This is a genomic window from Shewanella sp. BJSY2023SW001, assembly GCF_047314685.1.
GTDB lineage: Bacteria > Pseudomonadota > Gammaproteobacteria > Enterobacterales > Shewanellaceae > Shewanella > Shewanella indica.
Window position 1 is genome coordinate 29,845 of record NZ_JBKORF010000080.1, and the last position, 14,283, is coordinate 44,127.

Annotated in this window: 15 protein-coding genes; 9 read left to right on the plus strand and 6 right to left on the minus strand. The window is 50.6% G+C overall.

The genetic code is table 11. From position 1 onward, the window contains the following. Positions 1–2 precede the first annotated feature (2 nt). The 6 genes from cydB to ACMHXH_RS17750 all read left to right on the plus strand — a co-directional run bounded on the left by cydB (position 3) and on the right by ACMHXH_RS17750 (position 5,225). Positions 3–1,010, plus strand: coding sequence for a cytochrome d ubiquinol oxidase subunit II (gene cydB / locus ACMHXH_RS17725; RefSeq protein ID WP_162206911.1), 1,008 nt, complete (start codon positions 3–5; stop codon positions 1,008–1,010). A gap of 73 nt (positions 1,011–1,083) precedes the next feature. Next, positions 1,084–1,176: a DUF2474 family protein gene (locus ACMHXH_RS17730; protein WP_226684478.1), complete on the plus strand. Its 93-nt coding sequence runs from the start codon at positions 1,084–1,086 to the stop codon at positions 1,174–1,176. 139 nt (positions 1,177–1,315) lie between these two features. Beyond that, positions 1,316–2,053 (plus strand): YdiY family protein, encoded by a 738-nt coding sequence (locus tag ACMHXH_RS17735; RefSeq protein ID WP_039033075.1) that lies wholly within the window; start codon positions 1,316–1,318, stop codon positions 2,051–2,053. 220 nt (positions 2,054–2,273) lie between these two features. After that, entirely contained in the window at positions 2,274–3,728 is a 1,455-nt protein-coding gene (gene nhaD / locus ACMHXH_RS17740) for a sodium:proton antiporter NhaD (protein ID WP_335911898.1), read from the plus strand. A 110-nt stretch (positions 3,729–3,838) separates the two neighbouring features. After that, the gene (locus tag ACMHXH_RS17745) at positions 3,839–4,627 is read left to right on the plus strand and encodes a helix-turn-helix domain-containing protein (protein ID WP_335911894.1); all 789 of its coding nucleotides are present in this window, start codon (positions 3,839–3,841) and stop codon (positions 4,625–4,627) included. Beyond that, on the plus strand, positions 4,620–5,225 hold the full coding sequence (locus tag ACMHXH_RS17750) for a hypothetical protein (RefSeq protein WP_071475773.1): 606 nt from the start codon (positions 4,620–4,622) through the stop codon (positions 5,223–5,225). Before ACMHXH_RS17745 ends, ACMHXH_RS17750 begins: the two co-directional genes overlap by 8 nt. Positions 5,226–5,228: 3 nt before the next feature. Here ACMHXH_RS17750 and ACMHXH_RS17755 read toward each other — a convergent pair whose 3' ends face one another. Both ACMHXH_RS17755 and ACMHXH_RS17760 read right to left on the minus strand, forming a co-directional pair. Continuing rightward, on the minus strand, positions 5,229–5,771 hold the full coding sequence (locus tag ACMHXH_RS17755; protein ID WP_039033078.1) for a hypothetical protein: 543 nt from the start codon (positions 5,769–5,771) through the stop codon (positions 5,229–5,231). Between the two features lie 10 nt (positions 5,772–5,781). Continuing rightward, positions 5,782–6,603, minus strand: a complete 822-nt coding sequence (locus ACMHXH_RS17760; protein ID WP_039033079.1) for a hypothetical protein — start codon at positions 6,601–6,603, stop codon at positions 5,782–5,784. Between the two features lie 426 nt (positions 6,604–7,029). Here ACMHXH_RS17760 and ACMHXH_RS17765 point away from each other — a divergent pair, with 426 nt between their 5' ends. From ACMHXH_RS17765 to ACMHXH_RS17775, 3 genes are all read left to right on the plus strand, one after another. Continuing rightward, complete coding sequence (locus ACMHXH_RS17765) at positions 7,030–7,776, plus strand: winged helix-turn-helix domain-containing protein (RefSeq protein ID WP_039033081.1); 747 nt, start codon at positions 7,030–7,032, stop codon at positions 7,774–7,776. Next, a complete protein-coding gene (locus ACMHXH_RS17770; protein ID WP_039033082.1) occupies positions 7,769–8,278 on the plus strand; it encodes a hypothetical protein in 510 nt (169 codons plus the stop codon). Before ACMHXH_RS17765 ends, ACMHXH_RS17770 begins: the two co-directional genes overlap by 8 nt. A gap of 125 nt (positions 8,279–8,403) precedes the next feature. Beyond that, positions 8,404–10,014: a hypothetical protein gene (locus tag ACMHXH_RS17775; protein WP_260852993.1), complete on the plus strand. Its 1,611-nt coding sequence runs from the start codon at positions 8,404–8,406 to the stop codon at positions 10,012–10,014. Between the two features lie 275 nt (positions 10,015–10,289). Here the strand turns inward: ACMHXH_RS17775 and ACMHXH_RS17780 are convergent, their stop codons facing one another. From ACMHXH_RS17780 to ACMHXH_RS17795, 4 genes are all read right to left on the minus strand, one after another. After that, positions 10,290–11,003, minus strand: coding sequence for an RNA pseudouridine synthase (locus tag ACMHXH_RS17780; RefSeq protein WP_144361622.1), 714 nt, complete (start codon positions 11,001–11,003; stop codon positions 10,290–10,292). A gap of 59 nt (positions 11,004–11,062) precedes the next feature. Further along, entirely contained in the window at positions 11,063–11,737 is a 675-nt protein-coding gene (locus tag ACMHXH_RS17785) for a hypothetical protein (protein WP_052247930.1), read from the minus strand. A gap of 99 nt (positions 11,738–11,836) precedes the next feature. Beyond that, positions 11,837–13,174, minus strand: coding sequence for a Na+/H+ antiporter NhaC family protein (locus ACMHXH_RS17790; protein WP_039033083.1), 1,338 nt, complete (start codon positions 13,172–13,174; stop codon positions 11,837–11,839). A 232-nt stretch (positions 13,175–13,406) separates the two neighbouring features. After that, positions 13,407–14,117 (minus strand): TetR/AcrR family transcriptional regulator, encoded by a 711-nt coding sequence (locus tag ACMHXH_RS17795; RefSeq protein ID WP_039033084.1) that lies wholly within the window; start codon positions 14,115–14,117, stop codon positions 13,407–13,409. Positions 14,118–14,283: the final 166 nt, after the last annotated feature.

The window sequence follows — 14,283 nt, forward strand, 5'->3', positions numbered from 1 at the left end:
GTATGGGTATCGATCTGGCTGTTATCTGGTTTGTGATTATTATTTTCGCCACCTTGATGTACATAGTCATGGATGGTTTCGACCTGGGAGTGGGGATACTGCTGCCCTTGGTTGAAGACAGGGATGACAAAGATATCATGGTGAACTCGGTGGCACCTGTGTGGGACGGCAATGAAACCTGGCTGGTATTGGGCGGGGCCGCATTGTTCGGTGCCTTTCCGCTGGCTTATGCGGTGATTATCGATGCCTTGGCGATTCCGCTGACCTTTATGCTGGTGGCGCTTATCTTTCGAGGCTTGGCGTTTGAGTTTCGCTTCAAGGCATTTGAAGGCCACAGAAAAGCCTGGGACAGGGCATTTGCCATCGGCTCTGTGGCTGCGACCTTCTTTCAGGGGGTGGTGCTGGGGGCTGTGATATCCGGTTTCCCCGTCATAGATCGCAGCTTTGCCGGCTCGCAGCTCGACTGGCTGGCGCCTTTCCCGCTTTTATGCGGTGTCGGCCTGGTGGTCGCTTACGGGCTCCTTGGCAGCAGTTGGCTGATCATGAAGACCCAGGGGCATCTGCAGCAACAGATGTTTCTGCTGAGCCGCTCTTTGCTCATAGGCTTGTTGGTGGCCATAGTGCTGGTCAGTATCTGGACGCCTTTGGCACATCCCCAAATCGCCGAGCGTTGGTTTTCACTGCCGAACCTTATTTTCCTCTCACCCGTGCCTTTGTTGACGGCGCTGCTGGGATGGAATCTGTACCTGGGGCTGCAAAGGCAAGATACTTACCAACCCTTTGTGATGACGCTGCTGTTGGTGTTACTGGGGTTCTGCGGTCTTGGGATCAGCATCTGGCCCTACATTATTCCACCGGGAATCAGCATTTGGCAGGCCTCGTCACCGCCCCAGAGCCAAGGTTTTATGCTGGTGGGGGCCCTGTTCATTATCCCGATTATTTTGGTCTATACCTGCTGGACCTATTATGTGTTCCGCGGCAAGGTGAGCGTCGATGATGCCTATCATTAATGCTTTGAGGGGCCGGGCCATCCGGCTGTTGGCCCCCGCTAAGGCTTGGCTCGATAGCCGTCCAGGCTGCTGGATGCTGCTGCTTTGGTGCTTGAGTGTTCTTTCTTTGCTGAGTGTCTCTTCGCTATTGCGACTGCTGATGTCTGCGGCCGGGTTGCGGGCATGATTGGGGGCCATTGTTATCAAGATAGTGTACGCAATCAGGTTTTTCGGCTGAAAAATGCGAGCTGTTTCGTATTTTTCGCTGTAGATGTTAAGATGGCGCCCGTTTTTTTAGGGATTGCTTTGAACGGAGATGCACAAGAATGAAAAAACTGCTTAGCGCTGCAGCCATTCTGCTGGTCGCACCATTTGCTCACGCAGGGGCCGACTTTGTCGAAGGTGATAAAACATTTGCCGGTGAGGCGGAGTTGGGTGCTACCCTGACCACAGGTAACACTGATACCTCTTCGGTGAAGGGTCGCCTGGCGATGAAACACGAACTGGGTAACTGGGAAAACCAGTATCTGCTCGAAGGTCTGTATAAGGAAGATTCTGAAGAAGTTACCGCCAAGCGTTACTTTGGTGGTGTTCAGGGCAACTACCGTCTGGATGAGCGCAGTTATCTGTTTGCCAACACCAGTTACGAAGCCGATCCCTTTACAGGTTATGATTATAAATTCAACAGCGCAGCCGGTTACGGCTACCGGGTTTTCCAGGGCAGCAAGAGTTTCCTGGATGCCGAGATAGGTCCTGGTTACCAGTATCAGCGTCTGGACAGTGAGCAGCGTGCTATTCTGGGTTATAACTCAGATGCCAGCTGGGTGGCTCACGGAGTGATTAACTATGAGCTTGAGATCAGCAAGACCTCCAAATTCCGCCAGATGTTTGTTGCCGACTATGGTGACAAGCTCGACGCGCGTTCCGAGACTTCGTTGACCGCTAATATCATAGGTGCATTGGCGATGAAGTTCGCCGTGGTCGTGCGTTATAACAGCGATCCGCTGGATGACAAAAAGAGCACAGATACCGAAACCAACATGACACTGCTGTACTCCTTCTAAAAAGTCGTGATATAAAAAGTGTGAACCAGATAAAAGCGCCTGCGGGCGCTTTTGTGATCTATGGTGTTTTTTTGCCAGTCTTTGGTAACCTTTCTTCAGTTGTCTGCCGCTTAAGGCTTGGGCTTGCTCACTTAAATTACAGAAATTTGCGTTTTATCAAGATTTGATTTCCTGTCTCTGTGCTAGGTTTTAGTTAATTTCCTACCGAGAGATCATTGAAATGAAGTTGATGCGTTTGCATGGGGGCTGCGCAGCCTTAGGAGGAATTTTGTCCGGACTGTTTTCGCCTGCGGTCCTGGCTAGCACGGAAGCCGTAAATAATCTGAACCTGACCGACTCAACTGTGGGGTATCTGGCACTGACTCTATTTACCATCGCCTATTTGCTGGTGATGGGGGAGGAGAAACTGCACCTGAGGAAGTCCAAGCCTGTATTGGTCGCCGCCGGTCTTATCTGGGGCATGATAGGTTATATCTATACCCAAAACGGTATGTCGGAAGTGGCCGAGGCAGCTTTTAAGCATAACCTGCTCGAATATGCCGAATTGTTGCTGTTTTTGCTGGTAGCAATGACCTATATCAACGCGATGGAAGAGCGGCGGTTGTTTGATGCTTTACGTTGTTGGATGGTCGGCAAGGGCTTCAGTTTATACCAGATATTTTGGCTTACCGGCTTATTGGCCTTCTTTATCTCACCTATCGCCGATAACCTGACCACGGCATTATTGATGTGCGCCGTGGTAATGAAAATGGGCGCCGATAATCGCCGTTTTATCACCCTGTCCTGTATCAACATAGTGGTGGCGGCCAACGCCGGTGGTGCCTTCAGTCCCTTTGGGGATATCACCACTTTGATGGTGTGGCAAAAGGGCATGGTGCACTTTTCCGAGTTCTTTAAGCTGTTCCTGCCATCACTGGTGAACTTCCTGGTGCCGGCGCTGATCATGAGCCTGTTTATTTCCAGGGAAAAATCCGATGCCCTGGTTGAAAAAGTTTATACCAAGACAGGCGCCAAGCGGATAGTACTGCTGTTCCTGTTTACTATTTCTATGGCTGTTTGTGCTCATTCATTGTTGGGGCTGCCACCTGTGCTGGGCATGATGACAGGCCTTGGACTACTGCAGTGCTTTGGCTTCTACCTGAGGAAGAATTTCCCCAAAGCATTGGCAAGGGCGCAGGAGAAGGCGCGCCTGATGCAGGATGAAAAGCGTCTGGAGCAACTGGGTAACGTGGTGCCTTTCGATGTCTTCAGCCGTATTGCCAGAGCCGAATGGGATACTTTGCTGTTCTTCTATGGCGTGGTGCTCTGTGTCGGCGGCTTGGGCTTTATCGGCTATCTGAGTATGGTGTCTCACGCCATGTACACCCAGTGGGATCCCACTTATGCCAATATCGCCATTGGGGTGCTGTCTTCTATCATAGACAACATTCCTGTGATGTTTGCCGTACTGACCATGAATCCGGATATGGCTCTTGGCCAATGGCTGCTGGTAACCCTGACTGCCGGAGTCGGGGGCAGTTTGCTGTCTATCGGCAGTGCTGCAGGGGTCGCTCTGATGGGGCAAGCGAGGGGCATTTATACTTTTGGGGCTCACCTCAAGTGGACGCCTGTTATCGCCCTGGGTTATATCGCCAGTATTCTGATACATCTCTGGCTTAACAGTTCTACATTTTAGAAAAGCATGTATCATATTGTTAATTAACAAAGTTTTAATCGTGAGAAAAGTCTGAGAGAAGGTTCACGCTTTTCTTAAAAGCCTGAAAACACCCATGCAGATCACTCTGGATGGGTGTTTTTTTCCCTTATACTGCCGCCATTCATTTGCTGCTGAGCAATGCCATGCAGATAGGTTGCTGTTGGTTTGATGCCGATACCGGCACGCTCAAACATACTGGGTCCGGTAAGATTTGGGTCTTGTCTGAAATAGAGCAATGTGTGTTGAGTGTTTTGTTGAGCCATCAGGGCAAGGTGGTTTCCAGAATGCAATTGCTGCAGGAGGCGGGCATTCCCGTCAACCAAGAGCATTTATTGGAACAAGCGGTGGCCCGTATCCGCCAATACCTGGGGCCTGATTACTGTGGCCTGTTGGAGCCCATCGACCGGCAAGGTTTTTTACTGCACAGCAAAACTCAAAAACGTAAGTCAATCTCTCTGTTTTTAAAGGGAAAGGCACCCTGGTATCATTTTTTTTGGATGTTACTGCTGAGTGGGTTGGTATTGTTTTTTCTATCGTCCAGAGTCGGACCGCTGCGCTATCTGGAAACGCCGGATGAAGTGATAAAACTCGCGCACCCTTCGGGCAATACTACCTTCCTGCGTCTCTATGGCGAACCCAAGGCATTGGCGACATTGAAAGATCTTACTCAGAGCATTGAAGGCTGGCTGGCTCCTTGCCCTGATAGCTGGCGTACGATTTCCATTTCCCTCAGTGATGACAGTAAGGTATTGAGTATGGTGCTCAAGGGAGAAAGTGACCAAGGGGAGTACTTTAAAGCTTACAAGTTGACCATGTCTCAGATGAATGATTGTGCCCCCGAGCATACTTGGTTGAAGGAGGCGTTGCGCTGTGACTGAATCGACTCTGCCGTGGCGCTTACGCCAAAACCGGAGCTGGATATTGCTGTTGTTACTGCTGTTATTTGTTGTGGGTATCCTGGCGGTTGACACCTTGATTTCCAAGTATCTAAACCCAAGCTTTAATTGTGAAGCGAGTTTAATTAACCCCGGCAAAGCCGGGGGACCAAGGGGAGGGGAGAAACTCAGGCTTGGGATAACCACAGAAAATGGGCAGACCAGACTGAAGGTCAGTTATCGCTATGATAATGAGCCGTGGGCGGGTATTGAGCTGGCAGGTACTATAGAAGGCGTTGAGCTTGGTTCACTAAGCTATATGATGAGTCTGGAACCCTATCAGGATAAACTGCTATTAGGTGAAGAAGAACTCCCTCCATACTTGATGGCAATGCGGGAGGCTATCAATAAGGCTTTGGCTCAGTCGGGTAAATTGGAGCTCAGGTTGCATGTTCTGGAGATGGATATTTTGGCCGACTATTCACTTATTCAACTGAGTCCAGGCAATCATCTTTGGGCCTGTCGTATGACTGAGTTTGAGGAGGAGGATGAGTCCCAAATGCCGTTGCTCTCATTGATCAGCGGCATTTGGGATTGGTGACCTTTAGTTTACGTCTGTAGTGGGAGAATAGAGCGTCACTTCATTGCTGATTTCAGTTCCGAACACCTCTATGGCTACCTTGTAACGGCTAACCGCGCCAGTAGCAGCATTAGCGTCCCAGTCGAGCCCTGATGGACTGAAACTGTAGCTGCCGGCACTTTCCAGAGCCTGCAGCGGCTCGGCGCACTCGGTTGTCGGGTCGCAGCTGTAACCATAGGTTACATGCCAGCGTTTCCAGGCTTTGGGCTTGGTGGAAGCTTGCTCTTCTGCCGGATAGCCAAAGTAGGTGATTTGGTACTTGGCGGCATTGGTGAGCGCTTTGCCTTCGGCGTTTTGCAGGGCAAAGGTGACCTGGCCTGAATCTGGGTCGAAGCTGTTGAGAGTCAACTCAATACTACTTGCTTCGGCGATATCCTGACTGGGTTTTTCCACAGGTGGTGGCGGAGGCGTGATCTCACCGCCACCATTATTGTTGTCATCATCGCTGCCACAGCCTCCCAATAGCAGGGCCGAGCCGAGCAGCAGGCTCAGATAGCTGATTTTCATTGGATAATCCTCAGTTAAAGTGCCCGGTATGACAGGTGGTACATTCCATGTCTGTCTTGACGCTGGCGGCAGGTCCCATAGTACTTGTGGAGCCATGACAGCTCTGACAGCTCTGGGCTTCTGAGCTGGGTTTACTTTCAGGCAGGGCGCCCAAGTCTTCACCCTTGTAGGCTCGGTTCAAGAGTTCCACTAAGTGATAGGCAATAGAGGCCGACAAACGATAGCAACGTTCACCTTTTTCAGAGAAGGTCTTGCCTGAGGCCTTGGACCAGTTACTGATAGAGGAGTGACACAATACGCTGTTGGCTACCGAGGATTTGACCACCAGGGCAGTCTTTTCGGCGGTGGAGCCAATACCGGCAACGAACTCATCGCTGGACAAAGGCAGTTCGGTATTCTCGTAGTAACGGAACAAGGAACCTATGACGGCGGAGTTTTGGCCATTAATGTCATCGAGAATATTAACCAACATACCTACTGCATTGAGGTTACCGCAAAGCGTGCCTTGGCCGGTAACACCGGCAAAACCGTAGCCGGCCAGCGCCGTTGGAATAGTGGCAAACTTGTCGGCATCGACACTGGCAGACCGAGCCAGCATGGTCACAGTGGCGTGAAATACCTGATGCATACAGCCACCGCCGGTTTCATAAGCCAGTTTGGCTGTCTCCATAGGATCCAATGGAGCATATTTGAGTTTTTCACCCAACTCCAGGCGGTAGTTTCCTGACTCATCCGTGGCAGCAAAGGCGCAAGTGGCCGTAAGGCTGGCTCCGGCTGCTGCGGCGCTAATTCCGATAATCTGGCCCAGGGCCTGACGTCTGTTAATGCTCATATTTATCACCCTTTGTTGTCTTTGTTTTTCCCGACCGGGTCGGTTGTATTCAGATTAGGGGGATAAGATATGAAGGTTGTGATTTAGCGCGCATGAATATTGAGTTGTCAAAGACTGGAGTTTTAACCTTTTAAGGTGATTAGGGTGGCTATTCTTAATCCTTTTTGAGGATTAAGGGTTGGGCAGAATCACCTTATTTGTTTTATTCATGTTAATTAATGGCTGGTTTATCAATCTTCAGGCCTGTTTTCAAAGCCTTCAACCATGGGAACTGGTTCACAAAACGCTACTTGCTTCCCTCTTGCTTGCTTCCTTGCCTGAGTTGGATCACTTTTTAAACTTTTTCCTGTGTCAGGGTTATGAGGATCACAGTAGTGATTAGATTTCTTGCATACACTCATGTTCATATAAAACAGGAGGAAGATGATGCAGATAGGCGACTGCTGGTTTGATGAAGCCAGCGGTGAGTTACAACACAAAGGCAGGGGAGACAGTTGGCATCTCCCTCGGGCGGAGTTGCAGGTGCTGAAACTCCTGCTTGCCAATCAGGGACGTTTGGTCTCCCGTATCGAGTTGCGCGCCGGTGATGACAATCATCCCCCTTTGAGTGATTCGTCTGTAGCCCGTGCTGTCTGTATGTTGCGTGCCTTTCTGGGGCCCGAATATGAGTCTTTGATTGAAACGGTCAAGGGGCAGGGGTATCTGCTACGCTCATCTGTGGCCCGTAAACCCGCGGGAGTGCTGGAGTCCAGGTTGAATGCCGGTCCCAAGCAACTGCTGGTGGGCTTGGTACTGATACTCATGCTTGGTCTCAGTGTCTTCTATCTGTATCGTTTACCCAGAGTGGTACCCACCATTCCACTGAACAAGCAGGAATTGACACTGCTATCTGGTCAGAGAATGGAGCTGTTTTTCTACTCCAATTCCCGTACCAACAATCAGTTGTTGACCGAACAGGGCAAGGTGCTGACCTCGGCATTGGCTCAGTGTAAGAGCAGCCCTTGGCGCAAATTATATGTCTCTCTTTCCCATGACAAACAAGTCCTTAACCTCACATTGAGAGGCGAGTATTTGGGACAGTCCGTGGTACGCAATCTCAAAATAAGCGATGGACGTCAGGTCAAGGCATTTGTCAGTGTACCTTGGCTTAAGGAGGTTGATCTCTGTGGCTAGACGTTGGCTTTGGGTGATAAATTTGCTGATCCTGATCTTTTTGCTCGGCTGTTTGCTGGTGATCTATCGTTTCAGTCAAACAGCGCCCGCTTTGGCGCTTAATTGCAGCTCTGAACTCTACGACCGGCAGTTGAACGAGGGCGAAGATGCGCAGCACTACCTGCTGCTGGATCTGCAGACCAAAGGCAAGCGAGCTCTGGTCAACTATCGCTACTTCAACATGGATGGCACCCCGGCCGGCAGCATTTTGATGCAGGGGCAACTGGCTTCGGAAGAGGCGGGGCGTTATCAAATCCTGGTTACAGATAAACAGGAGCTTTCCGGCAAGGGCGCAAGGCCCGCCCATATGCAATACCTTTCTTATGTTTCCAGCTTCAACCTCAGTAATGAAGGCCTGCATCACCTGGCACTGGAGATCCTTGATGCCGATGAAGCCAAAGACTATGCTATTGTGTTGTTCCAACCGAGTAACACAGTATGTGGCTGCCGCCTGATCCATTGACGGCTGAATTTTTGCTGACGATTTCACCATTTCCTTTCAGTTAACGCCTGTGCGCTATCCCATTCCCGTGTTGCTTGGGCTATAGTCTGGTTCTTTCATCAATTCATTGATAGTTTTCCATTATTGTGTCCAAACTACGTATCAAGCAGGAAGAAAATCTATCCATCAAATTCAGTCATCTGATGGGTGTTGGGGAGCAGCGCAAGCTGGATCTCTACTTTTCCCTGCCCAAGGAGATGGGCATAGGGCCGCAGAGCCTGAATGAAGAGGAATACTACTTCAGCGCCATTCTCGGACGGCGTTCTTACTACTCGGATGGTCTGCATCTGCCCCTGGTACAATCCAGGTTTGTAAGCCAGAAGAAGCGTACCGTCGAAGAGTTTCGCCTCTATCTGAACCTGTTTGCCTACCAGTTTGTGGTGGCGATGGAGAACGATGCCAAAGAGATTTCGCGGCAATCCGAGCCGGAAAACTTCTATCCTTTGCTGGAGGAGTTAACCGAGCAGACAGCGATTTTGCTGAAGAAGTTTCGCCGTAACGAACCGGCCGATGCCAGATGGAAACACTATTTTGAGAATGCCGATAACTACTTATCCTGGTTTTGTGAACAGCAGTTGTTGAAGCTGTTGGCCCATGGTCCCAGAAACAGTGACTTTAGCCATGTGTCGGATAAGGTGATCACCCTCTGCCGGGTAGAAAATCACTATCGGGCCGAGCGACTCTATAACTCGGCGCAAACCCTGCAAGATCCCAATCGTATTGCCAACAAGATGTTGCTGCTCAGGCGGCTTATTCAGCAAGGGGTGGTGCTCAAAGAGGAGATTAAACCTCTGAACACTGGGCTTAAAAAGTTAACCACAGGGTTGGCTACCGCGCTGGTGATGCTGGTGGTATCAGCCTTGATCATCAAGGCTCAGGGGATATTCAGCGGCGTGACTCTGGTATTGGTGTTGGTGTTGGCGCTGATTTACGGCGCGCGGGAGATCTTTAAAGATGATGTCCGCAATGCTTTGTGGCGCTATATCCAACGGGGACGCCCCCGTTGGAGTCGGATATTGAGGGATACAACCAACCAGAAGTTTATTGCCAAGCAGCTGATTTGGCTTGAGTTTATGCGTAGTCGGGATCTCCCTGATGATGTCAAAGAGATCCTCCGGCGGCGCCATAGCCAAAATAAGGTCGACGCTGAAATTCTTCACTACGGCATTCAAACCAAGGTGGCAGATACCGAGTTTCTCTCCGGTTATAACACATTGCAGGAGCAGGTGGTGTTCAGCTTAGTGCCCTTTGCCCGCTATCTGGAACGGGGTAAGGCCAAAATTTACAGCGAAACCGATGGCAGGATAACTAACGAGTCGGTGGAGCGGCGTTATCAGATAAATCTGGTCGCCGTACTCAAAGAGGGCAAGCAGGCGCCGCGCTATGCCAGATACAAGATCACCATGAACCGCTCACAGATAGTGGATGTCAGCCCCAGCGATATTCCTGATTCACTGCCGGGAATTGAGGATCTGCCCTATGATTCCGAGGTCAAGGCCAATGGCGAGTTCAGGCGCAGTAAGGAAGATCGCGTCGAATCCAAGACTGTGGAGGAAGAAGAGCATCAGGCGAATCTGGCTGCCGTGACGCAGGCTGCCGATCTTCTGTCTGAGTTGCAACCCGGCGGCGGGAAGGATGATAAAGTCGCCACTTCCCGGGCAAGCGAGCCTAAAAACGGTGAAGGCAGTCAACCCTGACGGCCTTAACGGAGAAACTGCTCAGGAACGTCCCACAGAGGAAAAGGCCAATCCCAGCCCCAGGCTGACCAATACGCCGCCTATGGCGCGTTCAACCAAGGGGCGACAACGGGCCACTATAAATGTTTTCTATCGACGTGGGTGAGAGCTGATTTGTCTGAGAGAGTATGAGGAGTGAGTGTTGCCACAAACAATATTGTTTTGGGTTTATACAGTTAACCAGGCGCTTGGTTTTGCCAATAATTTAGAGTCGTAAAAAATATACAGCTGTTTAGTCAAGGTTGTACTGCATCTTTAAGCGCAGCGATTTGTGCATGGCTGAGCTCCCTAAACTCCCCTTCAGCAAGCTTATCAAGCGTTAACTCCATTATCCGGGTACGGCAGAGGTCTGTGACTCTGTAGCCCAAATGCCGACACATACGGCGAATTTGCCGCTTCTTGCCCTGAGTCAGAATAATTTCAAAACTGTTTGCCGAAATCGGTGTGACTTGTGATGCCCGCACCTGGCCATAACCGTAATCCATAGGCGCTCTCAAGGCATGGATAAACGCGTCAGTAAATGCTCGCTCCAGAGTGACCCGGTAGTGTTTGCTGTGGCAAAAATCCGGATGCATCAGTTGCTGGGTCAGCTCGCCGTCGTTGCTGAGCAGCAACAGGCCGCGGGAGTCTTTATCCAGTCTTCCGGCCGGATACAGGCGTTTATCCTGAGGCAATAGATGCAATAGACTGCTCGGGTCATCCTTGATTAGGCGGCAATCTATGCCGACGGGTTTATTGAATAGCAGATAAGTGTAAGCTGCCGGGGCGGCGACGGGCTCGCCCAGATAAAACAGCTTTTCGAGGCAATGGCGCTGCCCGGTGGCGAGGGTGACTCTGTCTGTGTGTTTAGCGAGTTTGTCACCCAGAAAAATCTCTCCGGCTTCGATGCGCCTGGCGGCTTCGCGCCTTGAACATAGGCCGGTTTGCGCCAGATAGTGAGCGAGGCGGATTGTGGCTTGTTGAGATGCTCTTGCGTGGGTCATTGCAGGCCTTTATTGCCAGGGTTACATCAGTCGTTTGTCGGCTGCGACCAGTGCCACAGCCGATAAACCGTGGCCGATAGGCTGAGGCCGGCAAACACAGTGGCAATGGAGTGCAACCACATAAACCATACCGAAAGGCAGAGGGTTTGCGCCGGGCAAGAGGCATAATTCATCGATGGCCATTGCAACTGAGATAACAAGCCAATACCGGATACTATTCCCAGCAGGCTAAACAGGCACAGCGGCAGGTTACACAGTGCTCGATGGGAAACAAAGCAGTAGCAGCAAAGAGTAAACATCACCAAGGTATTGGCAATAAAGAAGATGGCCGCCAACTGGTGAGCAAAGAGTTCATTATAGGGAAACACACCAAGCGCCGCTATCCCCACCCCCACAGCTATCCCCGACCTTGACAGTAAGTTGGCCGCCGCGCTGTGCTTTTGCCACCAGAGGCCTCCCATGGCCAAGGTGAAGCAAGCACCGCCGAGCAGTAGCGAGATGTTGTAGACATAGGCCAGTGGCGAGCTTAAATAGTCACCCAGTCTGTCCATGCGCATGTTGAAAATAGCACTGCCCATACTGTCATAAGCGGCCCAAAAGGAGGAAATCATACCCAGTGCCGCTATGCTAACGCCTACCAGAGACATCATAAATGCCAGGCGCTGCGGATCTTGTTTGTGATATTGCTCGTAAGGGGGCATGCAGTGGCTCGTTTGAATATCAGTATTCAATAATGCTTGCCAAACGGCAGCGACAAAAAACCGGTCGCAGGGACCGGTTTGGTTTTTGTATTTGTTAGTTTAACTGCGGGGGCGCAGTATCACAATCACTACAGCGACCAATGCCAGGATCATACAGTACCAAGTGTTGGCAACCGCTTCCAGCGGAGAGATCTTGAAGTGGGAAGCTATCAGCAAGGCCTGGGCACCGTAGGGAATAAGTCCCTGAATAATACAGGCGAAAATATCCAGAACACTGGCGGCGCGTTTGGGGGCCACGCCATGTTTGGCGGCCAGATCTTTGGCGATATCACCGCTGACCACAATAGAGACGGTATTGTTGGCCACACAGGAGTTGGTCAGGGCGACAATCCCGGCCATACCTAACTCGGCGGCACGACAGGAGGCTTCGCCTTTGGCGCGGGAGAAACGGGCGATCAGTTTTTCAATCTGTTGGCTGACAAAGCTCAGACCACCTTGCTGCTGCATCAGGGCTGCCAAACCACCAACCAGCATGGAGAGGATAAAAATCTCCTGCATATTGCCAAAGCCTTTATAGATGTCTTGGCCGAAGGTCAGCAACGAATAGTCCTGAGTGAGAAATCCCGTGGTCCCGGCCAGCAAAATGCCGATGGCCAGTACCACAAATACGTTTAACCCGGCGACGGCCAGCACCAGAATACTCAAGTAAGGCAACACCTTAACAAAGTCGACCTCCTGCGGTGGCAGTTCGGCTTGACCGGAAGATAGGAAACCGAATAGCAGCAGGGTCACGATCGCCGCCGGAATGGCAAAGATCAGGTTTTCGCGGAACTTGTCTCTCATTTCGCAGCCCTGAGTGCGGGTGGCGGCAATAGTGGTATCCGAGATAATAGACAGGTTGTCACCAAACAGGGCGCCGGACATCACAGAGCCGGCCATCAGTGGCAGTTCAATCCCTGCCTGATCGGCAACCCCTAGGGCGATAGGGGCTACAGCGGCAATCGTGCCCATGGAGGTGCCCATGGCGGTGGCGATAAAGGCGGCGATAATGAAAAAACCGGGCAGCAACAGATTGGCCGGGATCAGTTTAAGCCCCAGGGCAACTGTGGCATCGACCCCACCAGTGGCACTGGCTACGGCGGCAAAAGCACCGGCTAACAGGTAGATGAGGCACATGGCGATGATGTTGTTGTGGCCTATCCCCGCCATAAAGGTGTTCATGGTCTGGTTGAGCTTTTGCTTGGACAGCAAAATGGCCAGTACAATCGCCGGTAATATCGCTATCGGACTTGGCAACTGATAGAAGGCAAAATCTACCCCTTGGCTTTGGAAATAGACCCCGGCACCGATAAACAGCGCCAGAAACAGAAATAGTGGCAGCAGCGCCACAAATGAGGCCGGAGCTTTAACGGCTGGAGAAGTGTTGTTCTGGGTCAAAATCTACTCTCTGTAAATCACGTTTGGCCGGGGATTCCCTCCGTAGCAGCCAAACTCGCTGAATTGCATTGTCTTAACGGCATCATCTCCTGACAAATTAGGCGAAAGAATAGGGGATAGCCAGTCGCCTGTCAATTTAGACGTCTAGATGTTTTTACTTCTGTGTTGGTTTTGTGCACTGTGCGGCTTAAATCCCGGTCGCTTGTGTAATTACCCAAGGCCTTTGGTTCACTCAAGTGTTTAGCTGTTGTTGGCGTAATTCTCTGTAGCGGGGTAATTCGCGACGCAACTGCTGCGCCCTGGCAAGGGTTTGGGGATTGAGCCTTTTGCCAGGGCACAACTCTTTGAGCAGTTGAGTGAGTAGCCGAGCATTATCAAACCTGACATCCAGGCTGTACTCCTTACCGGCATAGGTATTCCCCACCAACTCACGGCCTCTCAGATAGGTGCATAACAGATGGCAAAACTGCTGGATCTGCACATCACTGGCCAAGATCTCCTGCTGCTCTTTTGCTTGAGCCAGAAGTTGGAGCGGGGTTTCCCAATAATCCATGGCCAGTCGATTTAGGTTACGCAGATAAGTGGCACTGGCCTTGTTGAAGATCAACCTGTTGCAGGAGATGGTGGAGATGGAACTGCGTAGGCAGTAGGTCTCGGTAAATTGGATCTCATTGAGAATATAGGCGATAAATTTCTCTAATCCTGAGTAACCCTCCAGATTGAGCCACCAACGAAGCCCAAGTACCTGGTCAAAGGCGCGACAGGTGAGAGCCACCAGAATATCTTCCTTGGTCTTGAAGATGCTGTAGAACAGAGTCGTGGATATGCCCAATCCTTTGGTGATGTCTGATACTTTCAGTGACAATAATCCTTCTTTGGCAATAACAGACTCTGCCAAATCCAAAATAGCTTCCCGTATACGGTTATGCTCGGGCTTATCCATTTTAAAATACTCAAGAAAGTGTTGGTTTATTATAAGTTGGAGAATAAAAGTTTTTGAGTGTTAATTAGCTCTTTGTGATCTCGCTCATCAAAAAATAAAATTTTATTTTTTGATGATCCTTATTAAACCTTTTAACAAAAAAACAAAATAAACATTTTCATGTGAT

Bases quoted from the DNA above. Each gene is read 5' to 3' on its own strand.
- cydB (WP_162206911.1), top strand. From the start codon at position 3: ATGGGTATCGATCTGGCTGTTATCTGGTTTGTGATTATTATTTTCGCC.
- ACMHXH_RS17730 (WP_226684478.1), top strand. From the start codon at position 1,084: ATGCTGCTGCTTTGGTGCTTGAGTGTTCTTTCTTTGCTGAGTGTCTCT.
- ACMHXH_RS17735 (WP_039033075.1), top strand. From the start codon at position 1,316: ATGAAAAAACTGCTTAGCGCTGCAGCCATTCTGCTGGTCGCACCATTT.
- nhaD (WP_335911898.1), top strand. From the start codon at position 2,274: ATGAAGTTGATGCGTTTGCATGGGGGCTGCGCAGCCTTAGGAGGAATT.
- ACMHXH_RS17745 (WP_335911894.1), top strand. From the start codon at position 3,839: ATGGGTGTTTTTTTCCCTTATACTGCCGCCATTCATTTGCTGCTGAGC.
- ACMHXH_RS17755 (WP_039033078.1), bottom strand. From the start codon at position 5,771: ATGAAAATCAGCTATCTGAGCCTGCTGCTCGGCTCGGCCCTGCTATTG.
- ACMHXH_RS17760 (WP_039033079.1), bottom strand. From the start codon at position 6,603: ATGAGCATTAACAGACGTCAGGCCCTGGGCCAGATTATCGGAATTAGC.
- ACMHXH_RS17765 (WP_039033081.1), top strand. From the start codon at position 7,030: ATGCAGATAGGCGACTGCTGGTTTGATGAAGCCAGCGGTGAGTTACAA.
- ACMHXH_RS17785 (WP_052247930.1), bottom strand. From the start codon at position 11,737: ATGCCCCCTTACGAGCAATATCACAAACAAGATCCGCAGCGCCTGGCA.
- ACMHXH_RS17795 (WP_039033084.1), bottom strand. From the start codon at position 14,117: ATGGATAAGCCCGAGCATAACCGTATACGGGAAGCTATTTTGGATTTG.